Below are 13,933 nucleotides of genomic sequence, written 5' to 3'. Positions count from 1 at the left end.
AAAAACTCAGCCTTCGCGGATGTAATTCCCCGCTTCGAATTCGACTGGCGCAGCACTTGCGTCGAACGATACGCCGATCGGATCGCGGTCTGCCTCCATCGCCTCCAGTTGCTCGCTCAGCATGCGCCGGATCATCAGGATGCCGCGGTCGCTCTGGCCGAAATGCTCCTCGGAGTGGATGGTCTGCGGGCCCTGGCCGACCTGGGCCTCGTAATCGCCCGGGAATTGCTGGTGCTCGGCTTCCGTCATGTCCCACCAGAATTTGCCGTTGAACTTCGAGCGCATGCGGCCGATGTCGCCGGAAGTCTTGACGCGGCCGGCGACGTAGATGCGGAACGAGGTGTCGTCGATCGGCAGCGTCCAGCCGATCGACTCGACGCGGGCGAATTGCGCCACGCGCGGGTTCGGCACGACACGGAGCGTGGGGAGGGCCGCTTCGGTGACGCGATAAAACACCTTGCCGTCGTCCTGCTTGCGGATCGAGCGCACGGCGATGCCGCGCGGCGTCTTGTCGAACCTCACCTCCGGCATCGAGGCCATCATGTCAGTGAATTGCGGCCCCGAGAACGAGCCGTGCAGCACCGGCACGTGATAGGGATCGACCACGTTCTCGAAATGCTGTAGCCAGTTGCAGGGGATGATCGCGGGGCCGCCGCCGCCGATCGAGGAATCGTCGGCTTCGACGAACTCGCCTTCGTCCATGTTTTCCAGGCATTCGTAAGCCGGCAGCACCGGGCGTTTCTCGGCCGGGCCCATATAGGCGAAGATCAGCCCATAGCGCTCCTCGACTGGGTACCAGGGCTGGCGCACCTTGTCCTTGAACTGGCCGCCGTCGGGCTCGCAGGGCTGCTCGAGACAATGGCCTTCGGCGTCGAACTTCCAGCCGTGATAGCAGCAGCGGATGCCGTCTTCCTCGACCTTGCCGTAATAGAGCGTGGTGCCGCGATGGCAGCAGCGTGCATGGAGCAGGCCGACACGGCCGTGCTTGTCGCGGAACAGCACCAGATCCTCGCCGAGCGCGCGGACCTTCTTCGGCCTGTCGGTGGCATCGCTGACCAGCGCGACCGGATGCCAGTAGCGGCGCAGCAGCTCGCCCATCGGCGTGCCGCGAACGACCGAGGTGAGTTCGGTGCGCGTGTGCGCCGGCTTCATCGCATAGGCGGTGCCGAGATCGCGATCCCGCTGGGTCATCGTCATGCTGTTCCTCCCGCCGCTGGCCTTAGGTGGCCGGGTCGTTTTGATGCGGTGACCCAGTGAAAAATAGTTCGATGACAATGTCAACGATATTCCAGAATGCCTCTTAATCGCATTTGGAATCAGGTTGGGGAGGTTGCGCTACCAGCGCTTGGCACGCCCCGGCTTTCTTGGCAGAGGTGGATCATGAGCCAGACATCGAGCAGGGACGGGCACGCATCGCCCGATGCGGACGAAAGCCACTCGCCGGCGCCGATCACCGTGATGCTGTCGTCACGGCTGATGGTGCTCGCCAATTTGCTCAAGCGCGGCGCCATCCTGCGCTACAAACGCCTCGCCGGATTGTCCTCGGTCGAGTTCGGTCTCGTCGCCTCGCTCGGTCGCCGTCCGCCGATGAGCGTGGCGCGGCTCGCCGAAGCCGTCGGCCAGGACAAGGGCCAGATCAGCCGCGCGCTCGCGGAGCTCGTCTCGCGCAAGCTGATCGCGAAGTCGGCGAACCCGAAGGACAGCCGCGAGGTGCTGGTCGCGCTGACAGCGGCAGGGCTCGCTGCGCATGATGCGATCGTCGAAGGCGCGCAGGAGCGCAATCGGCAATTGCTCGAACAGTTGAGCAAGGACGAGTTCGAGACGCTGCTGGCGCAGATCGACCGTCTCACGGCGACAGCCGAGAAGATGCTCGAAGCCGAGAAAGTTTCACGCTGATCTCTCGGAAATCTCCGGGAATGTTGGATCATTTCTAAGAACCCTTCTAAGAGGTTTTCAATTAGGGAATTCGCGCGCGCTCACCTAAGCGTCACTGCAAGCGCCTGCCGTTGGGGGAACGACGGCATGACGCAAGCAAACAGACATGTTGGGGTGCGCGTTGAACAGTCTTCGTATGCTGCGGTCGGTCGTCTTGGCGACCGCGTCTGCTTTCGCAGTGGTACCGCAGGCATCGCTTGCGCAGTCCTCGGCGCAAGGCGGTGCGCAAAACCTGCCGTCGGTCACCGTCAACGCGCCGGAAGCACGACGCCGCGCACCTGCTGCGGCCGCCCGCCGCGTGGCGCGGCCGTCGGTAGAGACCGCCGCCAGCCGCAGACCGCTTCAGCAGCGCAATGTCGGCTTCGTCGAGACGCCGCGCGGTCCGGTGAACGGCTACGTCGCCAACCGCAGCTCGTCGGGCACTAAGACCAACACGCCGATCATGGAGACGCCGCAATCGGTGTCGGTGATCGGCGCGGACCAGATCCGCGACCAGAAGGCGACCAAGCTCGACGAGGTTCTGCGCTACACCGCCGGCGTGCGGGCTGGCACCTTCGGTGCGGACACGCGCAACGATTGGTGGCTGATCCGCGGCTTCAAGTCCGACGACATCGGACTGTTTCTCGACGGCACGCAGCTGTTCTACACGGCCTATGCGAGCTGGCGGCTTCCGCCGTCCAATATGGAGCGAGTCGAGGTGTTACGCGGCCCGTCGGCGGTGCTCTATGGTGGATCGAGCCCGAGCGGCATCGTCAATGTCATCAGCAAGATGCCGCCGACCGAGCCGATCCGCTACATCGAGACCGGCGTCAACAATTTCGGCAACGCCTATGTCGGCTTCGATGTCGGCGGGCCCGTTGCAACGCAGCCCCAGGACGGCAAGCTGTTCTACCGCGTCGTCGGCGAGATCAGGAACGGCGACACGCAGGTCAACTTCACGCCGGACAACAACTACTTCATTGCGCCGTCCTTCACCTGGAAGCCGGATGCCGATACGACTTTCACGGTTCTGGCGTCGGCATCGAAGACCGACACCCGCGGCATCAACTTCCTGCCTTACCAGGGCACGGTGACCAACGCGCCGTTCGGCAAGATCCCGACCAGCTTCTTCGCCGGCGATCCCAGCGTCGACAAGTTCACGCGCGAGCAGGAGATGCTCGGCTATCAGTTCGAGCGCAATGTCACCGACGATCTAACGTTCCGGCAGAATGCGCGATTTGCGCATATCGACCTGACCTATCGCGGTTACATCGGCAACGGCTGGGACAATATCAATGCGGCCTCTCTCGGTCGCTACAATTGGTATGCGAAGGATACCGCCAACCAGGCCGATCTCGACAACCAGCTGGAATATCGCTTCAACACCGGTCCTGTCAGGCACACGATGCTGTTCGGTGTCGATCTGAAGGGCTATCAGATCGACGACTATCAGGCCTTCAACTTCGGCACCGTTCCTCCGATCAATGTGCTCAATCCGGTCTACGGCATTAACATCCCGCTCACAGGCCCGCCGTTCCGTAACTTCCTGATCACGCAGAAGCAGGCCGGCACCTACCTCCAGGACCAGATGAAGCTCGGTAACTTCACGCTGGTGCTGAGCGGCCGCAACGACTGGGTCGAGACGACGCAGGCCGCCCGTGACACTGGGGCGACGCTCGCCAGCAACAATGACAGCCAGTTCAGCGGTCGCGCAGGCTTGATCTACAATTTCGACAACGGCATCGCGCCCTACATCTCCTACGCGACGAGTTTCAACCCGATTATCGGGCTCAACGCGCAAAATCAGCTGTTCCAGCCGGAGACCGGCCAGCAGGCCGAAATCGGCGTCAAGGTCGCCCCCAAGGGATTTGATGGCTACTTCACTGCCTCGGTGTTCAACCTGAAGCGCCAGAATGTACCCACTACCGATCCGATCATCACCACGCTGCAGAACCAAACCGGCGAGGTGACCTCGCGCGGCATCGAGCTCGAAGCGGTCGCAAATGCGACGAAGGAGTTAAAGTTCATCGGCGCCTTCACGGCCTATCATCTCTTCACCAGCAGGGACCTGAACCCGGCGCTGGTCGGCAAGACGCCGACCAACACGCCTGAGCTCCTGGTCTCGGGCTGGGCCGACTACACATTCAAGGACGGACCGCTTGCGGGATTCGGCTTCGGCGGCGGCGTGCGCTATGTCGGCGCCTCCTGGGCGGACGCCGCCAACACCCTCGAGGTTCCCGCGGTCGTGCTCGGCGACCTCGCGGTCAACTACGAGTGGCAGAACTGGCGCACGGCAATCAACGTGATCAACCTGACCGACAAGATCTATGTCGCAAGCTGCGCGGCGGCCTCGTCATGCTTCTACGGCGACCGCCGGCGCGTCACCGCCAGCGTCTCCTACAAGTGGTAGGCACCGGCGAGGGGAGGGCCTCGTGAAGGCGCGCACGGTCAGGCTCTGGTCCGTGGTCCACACCTGGACCAGCCTGATCTCGACCGTCTTCCTGCTGCTGCTCTGCCTGACCGGCATGCCGCTGATCTTCCATCACGAGATCGATGAGCTCCTGGGCTATGCCCCCCAGCCCGAAGCTCATGCGGGCGCGGCGCGTGCGACGACGCAAGCCGTCGCCGACGCCGCGCTCGCCGCCGATCCCGGCCGGGTGCTGCAATATATCGCCTGGGACAAGGACGAGCCCGGGATCGTGACCGCGTTCACCAACAGCGCCGTCAACGGGCTGCCCGACAACACGACCGTGCGCGCGTTCGATGCGATGTCGACCAAGCTGCTCGGACCGGTCGGCATCGGGCCGATGCTGATCATGCTCAAGCTGCATACCGACATGTTTGCCGGCCAGCCCGGAAAACTGTTCCTCGGCGGGATGGGCCTGCTGTTCGCCATCGCCATCATCTCCGGCGTGGTGCTGTACTGGCCGTTCACCCGCCGGCTGCGCTTTGCCACCATTCGCGGCCACGCCTCGCGCCGCGTGCGCTGGCTCGACTGGCACAATCTGATCGGCGTCGTGACGGTGGCCTGGGCACTGGTGGTAGGCCTCACCGGCGTCGTCAACACCTGGGCCGAGCTGATGCTCAACCAGTGGAAGGCCACCGAGCTTGCCAGCATGGTCGCGCCCTATGCCGGCAAGCCGCCGCCGTCGCATCTGGCTTCGCTCGACGATGTTGTGGCGCGCGCGAGGCAGACGGCGCCCGGGATGGAGGTTGCCTTCATCGCGTTTCCGGGAACGCCGTTCACCTCCTCGCACCACTTCGCCGCCTTCATGCGCGGCGACACGGCGCTGACGGCGCGGCTGCTCAAGCCGGTCCTGCTCGACGGCGAAACAGGGGAGGTCGCCGACAGCCGGGCGCTGCCGGTCTATCTCCAGGCGCTCCTGATCTCGCAGCCGCTGCATTTCGGCGATTATGGCGGGATGCCGCTCAAGGTGATCTGGGCCGTGCTCGACATTCTCACGATCGTTGTGATCGGCAGTGGCCTCTATCTCTGGCTGGCACGGCGGCGCAAGCGCGCGCCCGCCCGGAGCGACGCATTCGCCAGACGAACCCCGGTCCCGTCGTGATGCATGGCTCCTCTGACCGCTCGGGCCTGTGGATACGTGTCTTTGCTGCACCCATCCTGCTCGCGGCTGCGACCATCACCGGCCTGCTGGCTGCGCTACTCTGGGGAACGGTCGGCCAGTATGTCGCCTGGGTGACGGTGGGAGCCCCGGTGCTGGTCATTGCCTGGGTTTGGGTGCGCTGCCGCACCCAAAAAACCGGGCAATTATCGCGGACGACACGCGGCAAATAGCTGCCTCGGCCCGTGTGCCGCAATCCTCGAACGGCTGCCCTGCAAAACTGTGGCCGCCCTTGCTGGGATTGGCGATCTGCTCCATACCAGCCGCGGGGCGATTCCGGGATTTCTATCGTTCTGGGGGCGGTAAAGGGCCTAAAAAGAGCGTGTCTTGCGCCCATTGGTGCACTGCGCTAAGGCTCAGAACAATTCCAAACTGGACGAATCCGTGGCTGTCCCGAGGCTGCGGGAAAAAGGGCTCGTCAATGAGCGGCATTCTGCAGAACTATCTTCCACTCGTCGTCTTTATAGGGGTAGCGGGCCTCATCGGCCTCGTGCTGCTGATCGCGCCCTTCATCGTGGCGTTCCAGCAGCCGGACCCGGAAAAGCTGTCGGCGTATGAGTGCGGTTTCAACGCCTTCGACGACGCTCGCATGAAGTTCGACGTCCGCTTCTATCTGGTCGCCATCCTCTTCATCATCTTCGACCTCGAGGTGGCGTTCCTGTTTCCCTGGGCGGTGGCGTTCGGCAAGCTTGGCGCGACCGGCTTCTGGTCCATGGTGGTGTTCCTCGGCGTGCTGACGGTCGGGTTCGCCTATGAATGGAAGAAGGGAGCACTGGAATGGGATTGAACCCTGCAACGTCCTCTGGCCCGGTCGTCGCGCCGGCCCCCAAGGGCATCCTTGATCCGTCGACCGGCAGGCCGGTTGGCGCCAACGATCCGTTTTTCCTCGAGGTCAACTCCGAGCTGTCCGACAAGGGCTTCTTCGTGGCCGCGACCGACGACCTCATCACCTGGGCCCGTACCGGCTCGCTGATGTGGATGACCTTCGGTCTCGCCTGCTGCGCGGTCGAGATGATGCAGGTCTCGATGCCGCGCTACGACGTCGAGCGCTTCGGCTTCGCGCCGCGTGCCTCGCCGCGCCAGTCCGACGTGATGATCGTCGCCGGCACGCTGACCAACAAGATGGCGCCTGCGCTGCGCAAGGTCTACGACCAGATGCCGGAGCCGCGCTACGTCATCTCGATGGGCTCCTGCGCCAATGGCGGCGGCTACTACCACTACTCCTACTCGGTCGTGCGCGGCTGCGACCGCATCGTGCCGATCGACATCTACGTGCCGGGCTGCCCGCCCACGGCGGAAGCGCTGCTCTACGGCGTGCTGCTGCTGCAGAAGAAGATCCGCCGCACCGGCACCATCGAACGCTAAGGTTTTACGTCATGGACGACGCCAAGCTCGACGCCCTGGGGCAGACGATCGTTAGCGCGCTTCCGGGCGCCGCCATCGGTCATTCGGTTGCCTTCAACCAGCTCGCGGTGGATGTCGAGGTCAGCAAGATCGTCGAGGTGGTCAAGTACCTCCGCGACGATCCGAAATGCCGGTTCATCAACTTCACCGACATCACGGCCGCGGACTATCCGTCGCGCGAAAAACGCTTCGACGTGATCTATCACTTCCTGTCTCCGACCTTGAACGCGCGGATCCGGCTCAAGGCCCAGGCCGACGAGACCACGCAGGTGCCGTCGCTGATCGACGTGTTCCCCGGCGCGGACTGGTTCGAGCGCGAGGCCTACGACCTCTATGGCGTGTTCTTCGTCGGGCACCCCGACATGCGCCGCCTGCTGACCGATTACGGTTTCGAGGGCCATCCGCTGCGCAAGGATTTCCCGACCACCGGTTTCGTCGAGGTTCGCTACGACGACCAGGAGAAGCGGGTGGTGTACGAGCCCGTCCGGCTCAACCAGGAATTCCGCAAGTTCGATTTCCTCTCGCCGTGGGAAGGGGCGGACTATCCGCTTCCCGGTGACGAGAAGGCGGGACCGAAGGTCTGATCATGAACGAGCAACCCGAACAGCTTCGCAATTTCACCATCAACTTCGGGCCCCAGCATCCGGCTGCGCACGGCGTGCTGCGTCTGGTCCTGGAGCTTGACGGCGAAATCGTCGCCCGTGTCGATCCCCATATCGGCCTGCTTCACCGCGGCACCGAGAAGCTGATCGAGCAGAAGACCTATCTGCAGGCGATCCCGTATTTCGACCGGCTCGACTACGTCGCGCCGATGAACCAGGAGCACGCCTTCTGCATGGCGGCTGAGAAGCTGCTCGGCATCGAGGTGCCGCGCCGCGGCCAGCTGATCCGCGTGCTTTATTGCGAGATCGGCCGCATCCTGTCGCATCTGCTCAACGTCACCACGCAGGCGATGGACGTCGGCGCGCTGACCCCGCCGCTGTGGGGCTTTGAAGAGCGCGAAAAGCTGATGGTGTTCTACGAGCGCGCCTCGGGCAGCCGTATGCATGCAGCCTTCTTCCGCGTCGGCGGCGTGCATCAGGACCTGCCGCAGAAGCTGGTCGACGACATCGAGGCCTGGTGCGATCCGTTCCTGAAGGTCGTTGACGACCTCGATCGTCTCCTCACCGCCAACCGCATCTTCAAGCAGCGCAACGTCGACATCGGCGTGGTGCCGCTCAAGGAAGCCTGGGAGTGGGGCTTCTCGGGCGTCATGGTGCGCGGCTCGGGCGCGGCCTGGGACCTGCGCAAGTCGCAGCCCTATGAGTGCTACGCCGAGATGGATTTCGACATCCCGATCGGCAAGAACGGCGACTGCTACGATCGCTACCTGATCCGCATGGAAGAGATGCGCCAGTCCGTGCGCATCATGAAGCAGTGCATCCAGAAGCTGAACGCAGCCGACGGGAAGGGGCCTGTCGTCGTCGAAGACAACAAGGTCGCGCCGCCGCGCCGCGGCGAGATGAAGCGCTCGATGGAAGCGCTGATCCATCACTTCAAGCTCTACACCGAAGGCGTCCACGTGCCGGCGGGCGAAGTCTACACCGCGGTCGAGGCGCCGAAGGGCGAGTTCGGCGTCTATCTGATCTCCGATGGCACCAACAAGCCCTACAAGTGCAAGATCCGCGCGCCGGGCTTTGCGCATCTTCAGGCGATGGACCACATCTGCCGCGGCCATCTGCTCGCCGACGTCTCGGCGATCCTCGGCTCGCTCGACATCGTGTTCGGAGAGGTCGATCGGTGATGGCGCAGGCGCCAATCCAGTTTGACCGTGCCTCGGGGGCCCTTGAAGGGGCCAACCTGTGGGAGCGGACGGCTGCCTTGGCGCTGGTGACGGGATCGAAGATCTCCTCGCACTTCTCGCACATGGGCTACATCGCCTGCGCGAACCTGCTGCGGAAGACGCTGCCCGAGCGCAACATCGCGATCAGGCTCAATCCCGACGCCGTGTTCGAATTCCCCTACGGCGACGGTTATTGGAGCAAGCTGCTCAACCGCTCCTACAATTACGAGGACGAGCTGGAGGTCCTGTTCGCCGACTCCATCGACGTCGACTACACGCTGCTCGATTGCGGCGCCAATTACGGCTACTGGTCGGTGCTGGTGTCGAGCAAGCCGTTCGGATCGCACAAGGCGATCGCGATCGAGCCGTCGGGGCAGAACTATCCGAAGCTTGCCAACAACGCTCGCGTCAACGGCAACCGCTTCGAGACGCTGAAATGCGCGATCGGCGCGGCGCGCGGTACCGCGCGGCTGTCAGGCACCAAGCATGAGGCCTTCAGCATCGCTGGCGCACCGTCGGCGGGCGGTGAGGACGTGCCGGTTCTCGCGCTCGACAATCTCATCGACGACGGCAAGGTGGCGGCCCACGGCAAGTACCTGATCAAGCTCGACGTCGAGGGCGTCGAGATCGAGGCGATCAAGGGCGGCGCACGGCTGCTTGAGACCGACAGCGTCATCATGTGCGAGGAGCACGGCAGCGATCGCAGCCACGCGGTGTCGCGCTTTATCCTCGAACAGACGCCGCTGAAGCTGATCGTGTTCGATCCGCGCAGCAACCGGATGGAGACCGTGACCGAGCTGTCGATCCTCGACCGCATCAAGGTCTCGACCCACGTCGGCTACAACGTTTTCGGCACCGCAAGCGCATTCTGGCAGGACAGGATCGATGCCCTGAATGCGAAAACCGCGCGCCGTATGCAGTGAGAGATAAGAGATGTCCGTTCGCCGATTAGCACCGAAGGAAGTCCAGCCCGCGAGCTTTGCGTTCACGGAGGAGAACCTCGCGTTCGCCAAGCAGCAGATCGCGAAATATCCGGCCGGCCGGCAAGCCTCCGCTGTCATCGCCATCCTCTGGCGCGTCCAGGAACAGCACGACGGCTGGGTGTCGGAAGCCGCGATCCGCGCCGTCGCCGATCTGCTCGACATGCCCTATATCCGCGTGCTCGAAGTCGCGACCTTCTACACGATGTTCCAGCTCGCCCCCGTCGGCAAGAAGGCCCACGTCCAGGTCTGCGGCACAACGCCGTGCCGCCTGCGCGGCGCCGAGGATCTCATCCACGTCTGCGAGCACCGCATCCACCACGAGCCGTTCCATCTCTCCAAGGACGGCAATTTCAGCTGGGAAGAGGTGGAATGTCTCGGTGCCTGCGTGAATGCGCCGATGGTGCTGATCGGCAAGGACACCTATGAGGATTTGACCAAGGAAACCTTTGGCAAGGTGCTCGACGGCTTCGCCTCGGGCAATCCGCCGAAGCCCGGTCCGCAGAACGGCCGCCAGTTCTCGGCGCCGACGGGTGGGCCGACCACGCTGAAGGAGATCACCTGATGCGTGATCTCCCCGCAATTGGAGGGAACGAGGCCGTGAACAAGTGGGGCTTCGTCGCCATGCACGCCGCGGTCGCGGCCGCCTTCATGTTCCTGCTGCAGCGCTTCGTGATGAACGCGACGCAGGAGAGCAGCCTACTCTGGGCGCTGACTTTCGCCGTCTGCGCCGCCGGACTTGCCTACAAGCAGTCCAATCGTTGATCGGAAAGCACTGAAATGCTCGAGGACAAGGACCGCATCTTCAAGAACCTCTACGGCCTCCACGACTGGGGGCTCGAGGGCGCGCGGCGCCGCGGCGCCTGGGATGGTACGAAGAATATCATCGACAAGGGCCGTGACTGGATCATCAACGAGATGAAGGCGTCGGGCCTGCGCGGGCGCGGTGGCGCCGGCTTCCCGACCGGCCTGAAATGGTCGTTCATGCCGAAGGAATCGACCGACGGACGGCCGAGCTATCTCGTCGTCAACGCCGACGAATCCGAGCCCGGTACCTGCAAGGATCGCGAGATCATGCGGCACGATCCGCATCTCCTGATCGAAGGCTGCCTGATCGCGAGCTGCGCGATGAACGCGCATGCCTGCTACATCTATGTCCGCGGCGAGTTCATCCGCGAGCGCGAGCATCTCCAGGCCGCGATCGACCAGGCCTATGAGGCGAAGCTCGTCGGCAAGGACAATGTCAACGGCTGGCCGTTCGACATCTACGTCGCGCATGGCGCCGGCGCCTATATCTGCGGCGAGGAGACCGCGCTGCTCGAAAGCCTCGAAGGCAAGAAGGGCCAGCCGCGCCTGAAGCCGCCGTTCCCGGCCAATGTCGGCCTGTTCGGCTGCCCGACCACCGTCAACAACGTCGAGTCGATCGCGGTTGCGCCCGACATCCTGCGCCGCGGCGCGGCCTGGTTCGCCGGCATCGGCCGTCCGAACAATGTCGGCACCAAGCTCTTCTGCATCTCCGGCCATGTCGAGCGGCCCTGCAACGTCGAAGAGGCCATGGGCATTCCGTTCCGTGAGCTGATCGAGAAGCATTGCGGCGGCATCCGCGGCGGCTGGGACAACCTCAAGGCCGTGATCCCCGGTGGCTCCTCGGTGCGCATGGTGCCGGCCGAACAGATCATCGATACGCCGATGGATTTCGACTCCCTGAGCAAGCTGCGCTCGGGCCTCGGCACCGCGGCCGTGATCGTGATGGACAAGTCGACCGACCTGATCCGCTCCATCGCCCGCATCTCCTATTTCTACAAGCACGAGAGTTGTGGTCAGTGCACGCCGTGCCGCGAGGGCACCGGCTGGATGTGGCGCGTCTTGACCCGCATGGCCGACGGTCGCGCCCACAAGCGCGAGATCGACATGCTGCTCGAAGTCACGAAGCAGGTCGAAGGCCACACCATCTGCGCGCTCGGCGACGCAGCCGCCTGGCCGATCCAGGGCCTGATCGCGCATTTCCGTCACGAGATCGAAGCGCGCATCGACCAGTATTCGCACAAGGCTGACATCGACGATATCGGCGTCCGCGATCCCGTGAACATGGTCGCGGCGGAGTAGAGAGAATGACCAAGCTCATCATCGACGGAAAAGAGATCGATGTCCCCGCCGAGTACACGCTGCTCCAGGCGTGCGAAGCTGCGGGCGCCGAGATTCCGCGCTTCTGCTATCACGAGCGGCTGTCGATCGCCGGCAATTGCCGGATGTGCCTCGTCGAAGTGAAGGGCGGCCCGAAGCCGGTCGCAAGCTGCGCCTGGGGCGTGCGCGATTGCCGTCCGGGCCCCAAGGGCGAGCCGCCGGAAATCTCCACGCGGTCGCCGATGGTGAAGAAGGCGCGCGAAGGCGTGATGGAATTCCTTCTCATCAACCATCCGTTGGACTGCCCGATCTGCGACCAGGGCGGCGAGTGCGACCTTCAGGACCAGGCGATGGGCTATGGTGTCGACACCAGCCGCTTCGCCGAGAACAAGCGCGCCGTCGAGGACAAGTACCTCGGCGCGCTGGTCAAGACCTCGATGAACCGCTGCATCCAGTGCACGCGATGCGTCCGCTTCTCGGCGGAAGTCGCCGGCGCGCCCGAGATGGGCGCCACCGGCCGCGGCGAGGACATGGAGATCACGACCTATCTCGAGCACGCGCTGACGTCGGAATTGCAGGGCAATCTCGTCGACATCTGCCCGGTCGGCGCGCTGACCTCGAAGCCCTATGCTTTTGCGGCGCGCCCGTGGGAGCTCGGCAAGACCCAGTCGATCGACGTGATGGACGGCCTCGGCTCGGCGATCCGCGTCGACACCCGCGGTCGTGAGGTGATGCGCGTGCTGCCGCGCATCAACGAGGCCGTGAACGAGGAGTGGATCTCCGACAAGACCCGTCACGTCGTCGACGGCCTGCGCACCCAGCGTCTCGACCGGCCCTATATCCGCGAAGCCGGCAAGCTGCGTGCGGCGAGCTGGCCGGAAGCCTTTGCCGCGATCGCCGCGAAAGCGGCGCGCACCGACGGCAAGCGCATCGGCGCGATCGCCGGCGACCTCGCCGGCGTCGAAGAGATGTTCGCGCTGAAGGACCTGCTCGCCAAGTACGGCTCGGGCAATCTGGCGGTGCAGGGCGGCGACGCCTTCGATCCCGCGCTCGGCCGCGGCTCCTACATCTTCAATCCGACGCTGGTCGGCGTCGAGCAGGCCGATGCGCTGCTCATCATCGGCGCCAATCCGCGCAAGGAAGCGGCCGTGTTCAACGCCCGCATCCGCAAGCGCTGGCGCGCCGGCGGCTTCAAGGTCGGCGTGATCGGCGCCAAGGTCGACCTGACCTACGACTATGATCATCTGGGTGCAGGCACCGACACGCTCGGCGAGCTCGCGGCCGGCAAGCACTCCTTCATGGACGTGCTGAAGAACGCCAAGAACCCGATCATCCTGGTCGGCGCAGGCGCGGCCTCGCGTCACGACGGCGCTGCCATTCTCGCCGCCGCCGCCAAGCTCGCGCTCGATGTCGGTGCGGTGAAGGACGGCTGGAACGGCTTCGGCGTGCTGCACGAGACCGCCTCGCGCGTTGGTGCGCTCGATATCGGCTTCTCCGCCACGGCAGGTGGGCTGAACGCGGCGCAGATGACGACCTTCGGCACGCTGGACCTGCTGTTCCTGCTCGGCGCCGACGAGATCAAGCCGTCGGACGGCACCTTCGTCGTCTATATCGGCACCCATGGTGACCGCGGCGCGCATCGCGCCGACGTGATCCTGCCGTCGGCTGCCTACACCGAGAAGTCCGCGATCTACGTCAACACCGAAGGCCGCGTGCAGATGACCGGCCGTGCCGCGTTCCCGCCGGGCGAAGCCCGCGAGGACTGGGCGATCGTGCGCGCGCTGTCGGAGGCGCTCGGCAAGAAGCTCGGCTATGACTCGCTGTCGGCGCTCCGCCAGGCGATCTTCAAGGCCGTGCCGCACCTGATCCGTCTCGACCAGATCGAAGCCGGCGCCGCCGACCAGATCAAGAAGCTGGCGGGGAAGGGCGGCTCGCCGGAGAAGGCGCCGTTCAAGCCGGCGATCGAGGACTTCTATTTGACCAACCCAATCGCGCGTGCATCCGCCGTGATGGCGGAATGCTCGCGGCTTGCCTCCGGGCAGATGCTGACCGCAGCGGAGTGA

14 protein-coding genes are annotated in these 13,933 nt (G+C 64.4%); 13 read left to right on the top strand and 1 reads right to left on the bottom strand.

The window, feature by feature from the left end; genetic code table 11:
- Window positions 1-6: 6 nt before the first annotated feature.
- Entirely contained in the window at window positions 7-1,197 is a 1,191-nt protein-coding gene (locus AC1DW2_RS29070) for an aromatic ring-hydroxylating dioxygenase subunit alpha (protein ID WP_135216779.1), read from the bottom strand.
- A 183-nt stretch (window positions 1,198-1,380) separates the two neighbouring features.
- Between AC1DW2_RS29070 and AC1DW2_RS29065 the strand changes: the two genes are divergently transcribed.
- The 13 genes from AC1DW2_RS29065 to nuoG all read left to right on the top strand — a co-directional run bounded on the left by AC1DW2_RS29065 (window position 1,381) and on the right by nuoG (window position 13,933).
- A complete protein-coding gene (locus AC1DW2_RS29065) occupies window positions 1,381-1,896 on the top strand; it encodes a MarR family winged helix-turn-helix transcriptional regulator (RefSeq protein ID WP_038943030.1) in 516 nt (171 codons plus the stop codon).
- 175 nt (window positions 1,897-2,071) lie between these two features.
- Window positions 2,072-4,324 carry a TonB-dependent siderophore receptor gene (locus AC1DW2_RS29060; protein ID WP_477007751.1) on the top strand — a complete coding sequence of 751 codons (2,253 nt, stop codon included), beginning with the start codon at window positions 2,072-2,074 and terminating at the stop codon, window positions 4,322-4,324.
- Window positions 4,325-4,346: 22 nt separating this feature from the next.
- Window positions 4,347-5,483, top strand: a complete 1,137-nt coding sequence (locus AC1DW2_RS29055) for a PepSY-associated TM helix domain-containing protein (protein WP_477007738.1) — start codon at window positions 4,347-4,349, stop codon at window positions 5,481-5,483.
- A complete protein-coding gene (locus tag AC1DW2_RS29050) occupies window positions 5,483-5,713 on the top strand; it encodes a hypothetical protein (RefSeq protein WP_063982974.1) in 231 nt (76 codons plus the stop codon). The genes AC1DW2_RS29055 and AC1DW2_RS29050 overlap by 1 nt, the downstream gene beginning before the upstream one ends.
- 248 nt (window positions 5,714-5,961) lie before the next feature.
- Window positions 5,962-6,327, top strand: a complete 366-nt coding sequence (locus tag AC1DW2_RS29045; RefSeq protein ID WP_007603535.1) for an NADH-quinone oxidoreductase subunit A — start codon at window positions 5,962-5,964, stop codon at window positions 6,325-6,327.
- Window positions 6,318-6,905 (top strand): NuoB/complex I 20 kDa subunit family protein, encoded by a 588-nt coding sequence (locus tag AC1DW2_RS29040; protein ID WP_014494855.1) that lies wholly within the window; start codon window positions 6,318-6,320, stop codon window positions 6,903-6,905. The genes AC1DW2_RS29045 and AC1DW2_RS29040 overlap by 10 nt, the downstream gene beginning before the upstream one ends.
- 11 nt (window positions 6,906-6,916) lie before the next feature.
- Entirely contained in the window at window positions 6,917-7,528 is a 612-nt protein-coding gene (locus tag AC1DW2_RS29035) for an NADH-quinone oxidoreductase subunit C (RefSeq protein ID WP_135216782.1), read from the top strand.
- A 2-nt stretch (window positions 7,529-7,530) separates the two neighbouring features.
- A complete protein-coding gene (locus AC1DW2_RS29030; protein WP_135216783.1) occupies window positions 7,531-8,727 on the top strand; it encodes an NADH-quinone oxidoreductase subunit D in 1,197 nt (398 codons plus the stop codon).
- Window positions 8,727-9,689: an FkbM family methyltransferase gene (locus tag AC1DW2_RS29025; protein ID WP_028149051.1), complete on the top strand. Its 963-nt coding sequence runs from the start codon at window positions 8,727-8,729 to the stop codon at window positions 9,687-9,689. The genes AC1DW2_RS29030 and AC1DW2_RS29025 overlap by 1 nt, the downstream gene beginning before the upstream one ends.
- Window positions 9,690-9,699: 10 nt before the next feature.
- On the top strand, window positions 9,700-10,311 hold the full coding sequence (nuoE, locus tag AC1DW2_RS29020; protein WP_028149052.1) for an NADH-quinone oxidoreductase subunit NuoE: 612 nt from the start codon (window positions 9,700-9,702) through the stop codon (window positions 10,309-10,311).
- Window positions 10,311-10,511, top strand: a complete 201-nt coding sequence (locus AC1DW2_RS29015; protein ID WP_028149053.1) for a hypothetical protein — start codon at window positions 10,311-10,313, stop codon at window positions 10,509-10,511. The genes nuoE and AC1DW2_RS29015 overlap by 1 nt, the downstream gene beginning before the upstream one ends.
- 15 nt (window positions 10,512-10,526) lie before the next feature.
- The gene (gene nuoF / locus AC1DW2_RS29010; RefSeq protein WP_014494861.1) at window positions 10,527-11,852 is read left to right on the top strand and encodes an NADH-quinone oxidoreductase subunit NuoF; all 1,326 of its coding nucleotides are present in this window, start codon (window positions 10,527-10,529) and stop codon (window positions 11,850-11,852) included.
- A 5-nt stretch (window positions 11,853-11,857) separates the two neighbouring features.
- Complete coding sequence (gene nuoG, locus AC1DW2_RS29005) at window positions 11,858-13,933, top strand: NADH-quinone oxidoreductase subunit NuoG (protein WP_439036703.1); 2,076 nt, start codon at window positions 11,858-11,860, stop codon at window positions 13,931-13,933.

This window comes from Bradyrhizobium sp. P3_C3 (assembly GCF_056402655.1).
This window is presented reverse-complemented; position numbering and strand designations above follow the sequence as displayed.

What these genes read in the sequence shown, in the direction of transcription:
- AC1DW2_RS29025 (WP_028149051.1), top strand. Translation starts at nt 8,727, where the DNA reads ATGGCGCAGGCGCCAATCCAGTTTGACCGTGCCTCGGGGGCCCTTGAA.
- AC1DW2_RS29065 (WP_038943030.1), top strand. Translation starts at nt 1,381, where the DNA reads ATGAGCCAGACATCGAGCAGGGACGGGCACGCATCGCCCGATGCGGAC.
- nuoG (WP_439036703.1), top strand. Translation starts at nt 11,858, where the DNA reads ATGACCAAGCTCATCATCGACGGAAAAGAGATCGATGTCCCCGCCGAG.
- AC1DW2_RS29040 (WP_014494855.1), top strand. Translation starts at nt 6,318, where the DNA reads ATGGGATTGAACCCTGCAACGTCCTCTGGCCCGGTCGTCGCGCCGGCC.
- AC1DW2_RS29060 (WP_477007751.1), top strand. Translation starts at nt 2,072, where the DNA reads ATGCTGCGGTCGGTCGTCTTGGCGACCGCGTCTGCTTTCGCAGTGGTA.
- AC1DW2_RS29070 (WP_135216779.1), bottom strand. Translation starts at nt 1,197, where the DNA reads ATGACGATGACCCAGCGGGATCGCGATCTCGGCACCGCCTATGCGATG.
- AC1DW2_RS29050 (WP_063982974.1), top strand. Translation starts at nt 5,483, where the DNA reads ATGCATGGCTCCTCTGACCGCTCGGGCCTGTGGATACGTGTCTTTGCT.
- nuoE (WP_028149052.1), top strand. Translation starts at nt 9,700, where the DNA reads ATGTCCGTTCGCCGATTAGCACCGAAGGAAGTCCAGCCCGCGAGCTTT.
- AC1DW2_RS29015 (WP_028149053.1), top strand. Translation starts at nt 10,311, where the DNA reads ATGCGTGATCTCCCCGCAATTGGAGGGAACGAGGCCGTGAACAAGTGG.
- AC1DW2_RS29030 (WP_135216783.1), top strand. Translation starts at nt 7,531, where the DNA reads ATGAACGAGCAACCCGAACAGCTTCGCAATTTCACCATCAACTTCGGG.
- nuoF (WP_014494861.1), top strand. Translation starts at nt 10,527, where the DNA reads ATGCTCGAGGACAAGGACCGCATCTTCAAGAACCTCTACGGCCTCCAC.
- AC1DW2_RS29035 (WP_135216782.1), top strand. Translation starts at nt 6,917, where the DNA reads ATGGACGACGCCAAGCTCGACGCCCTGGGGCAGACGATCGTTAGCGCG.
- AC1DW2_RS29045 (WP_007603535.1), top strand. Translation starts at nt 5,962, where the DNA reads ATGAGCGGCATTCTGCAGAACTATCTTCCACTCGTCGTCTTTATAGGG.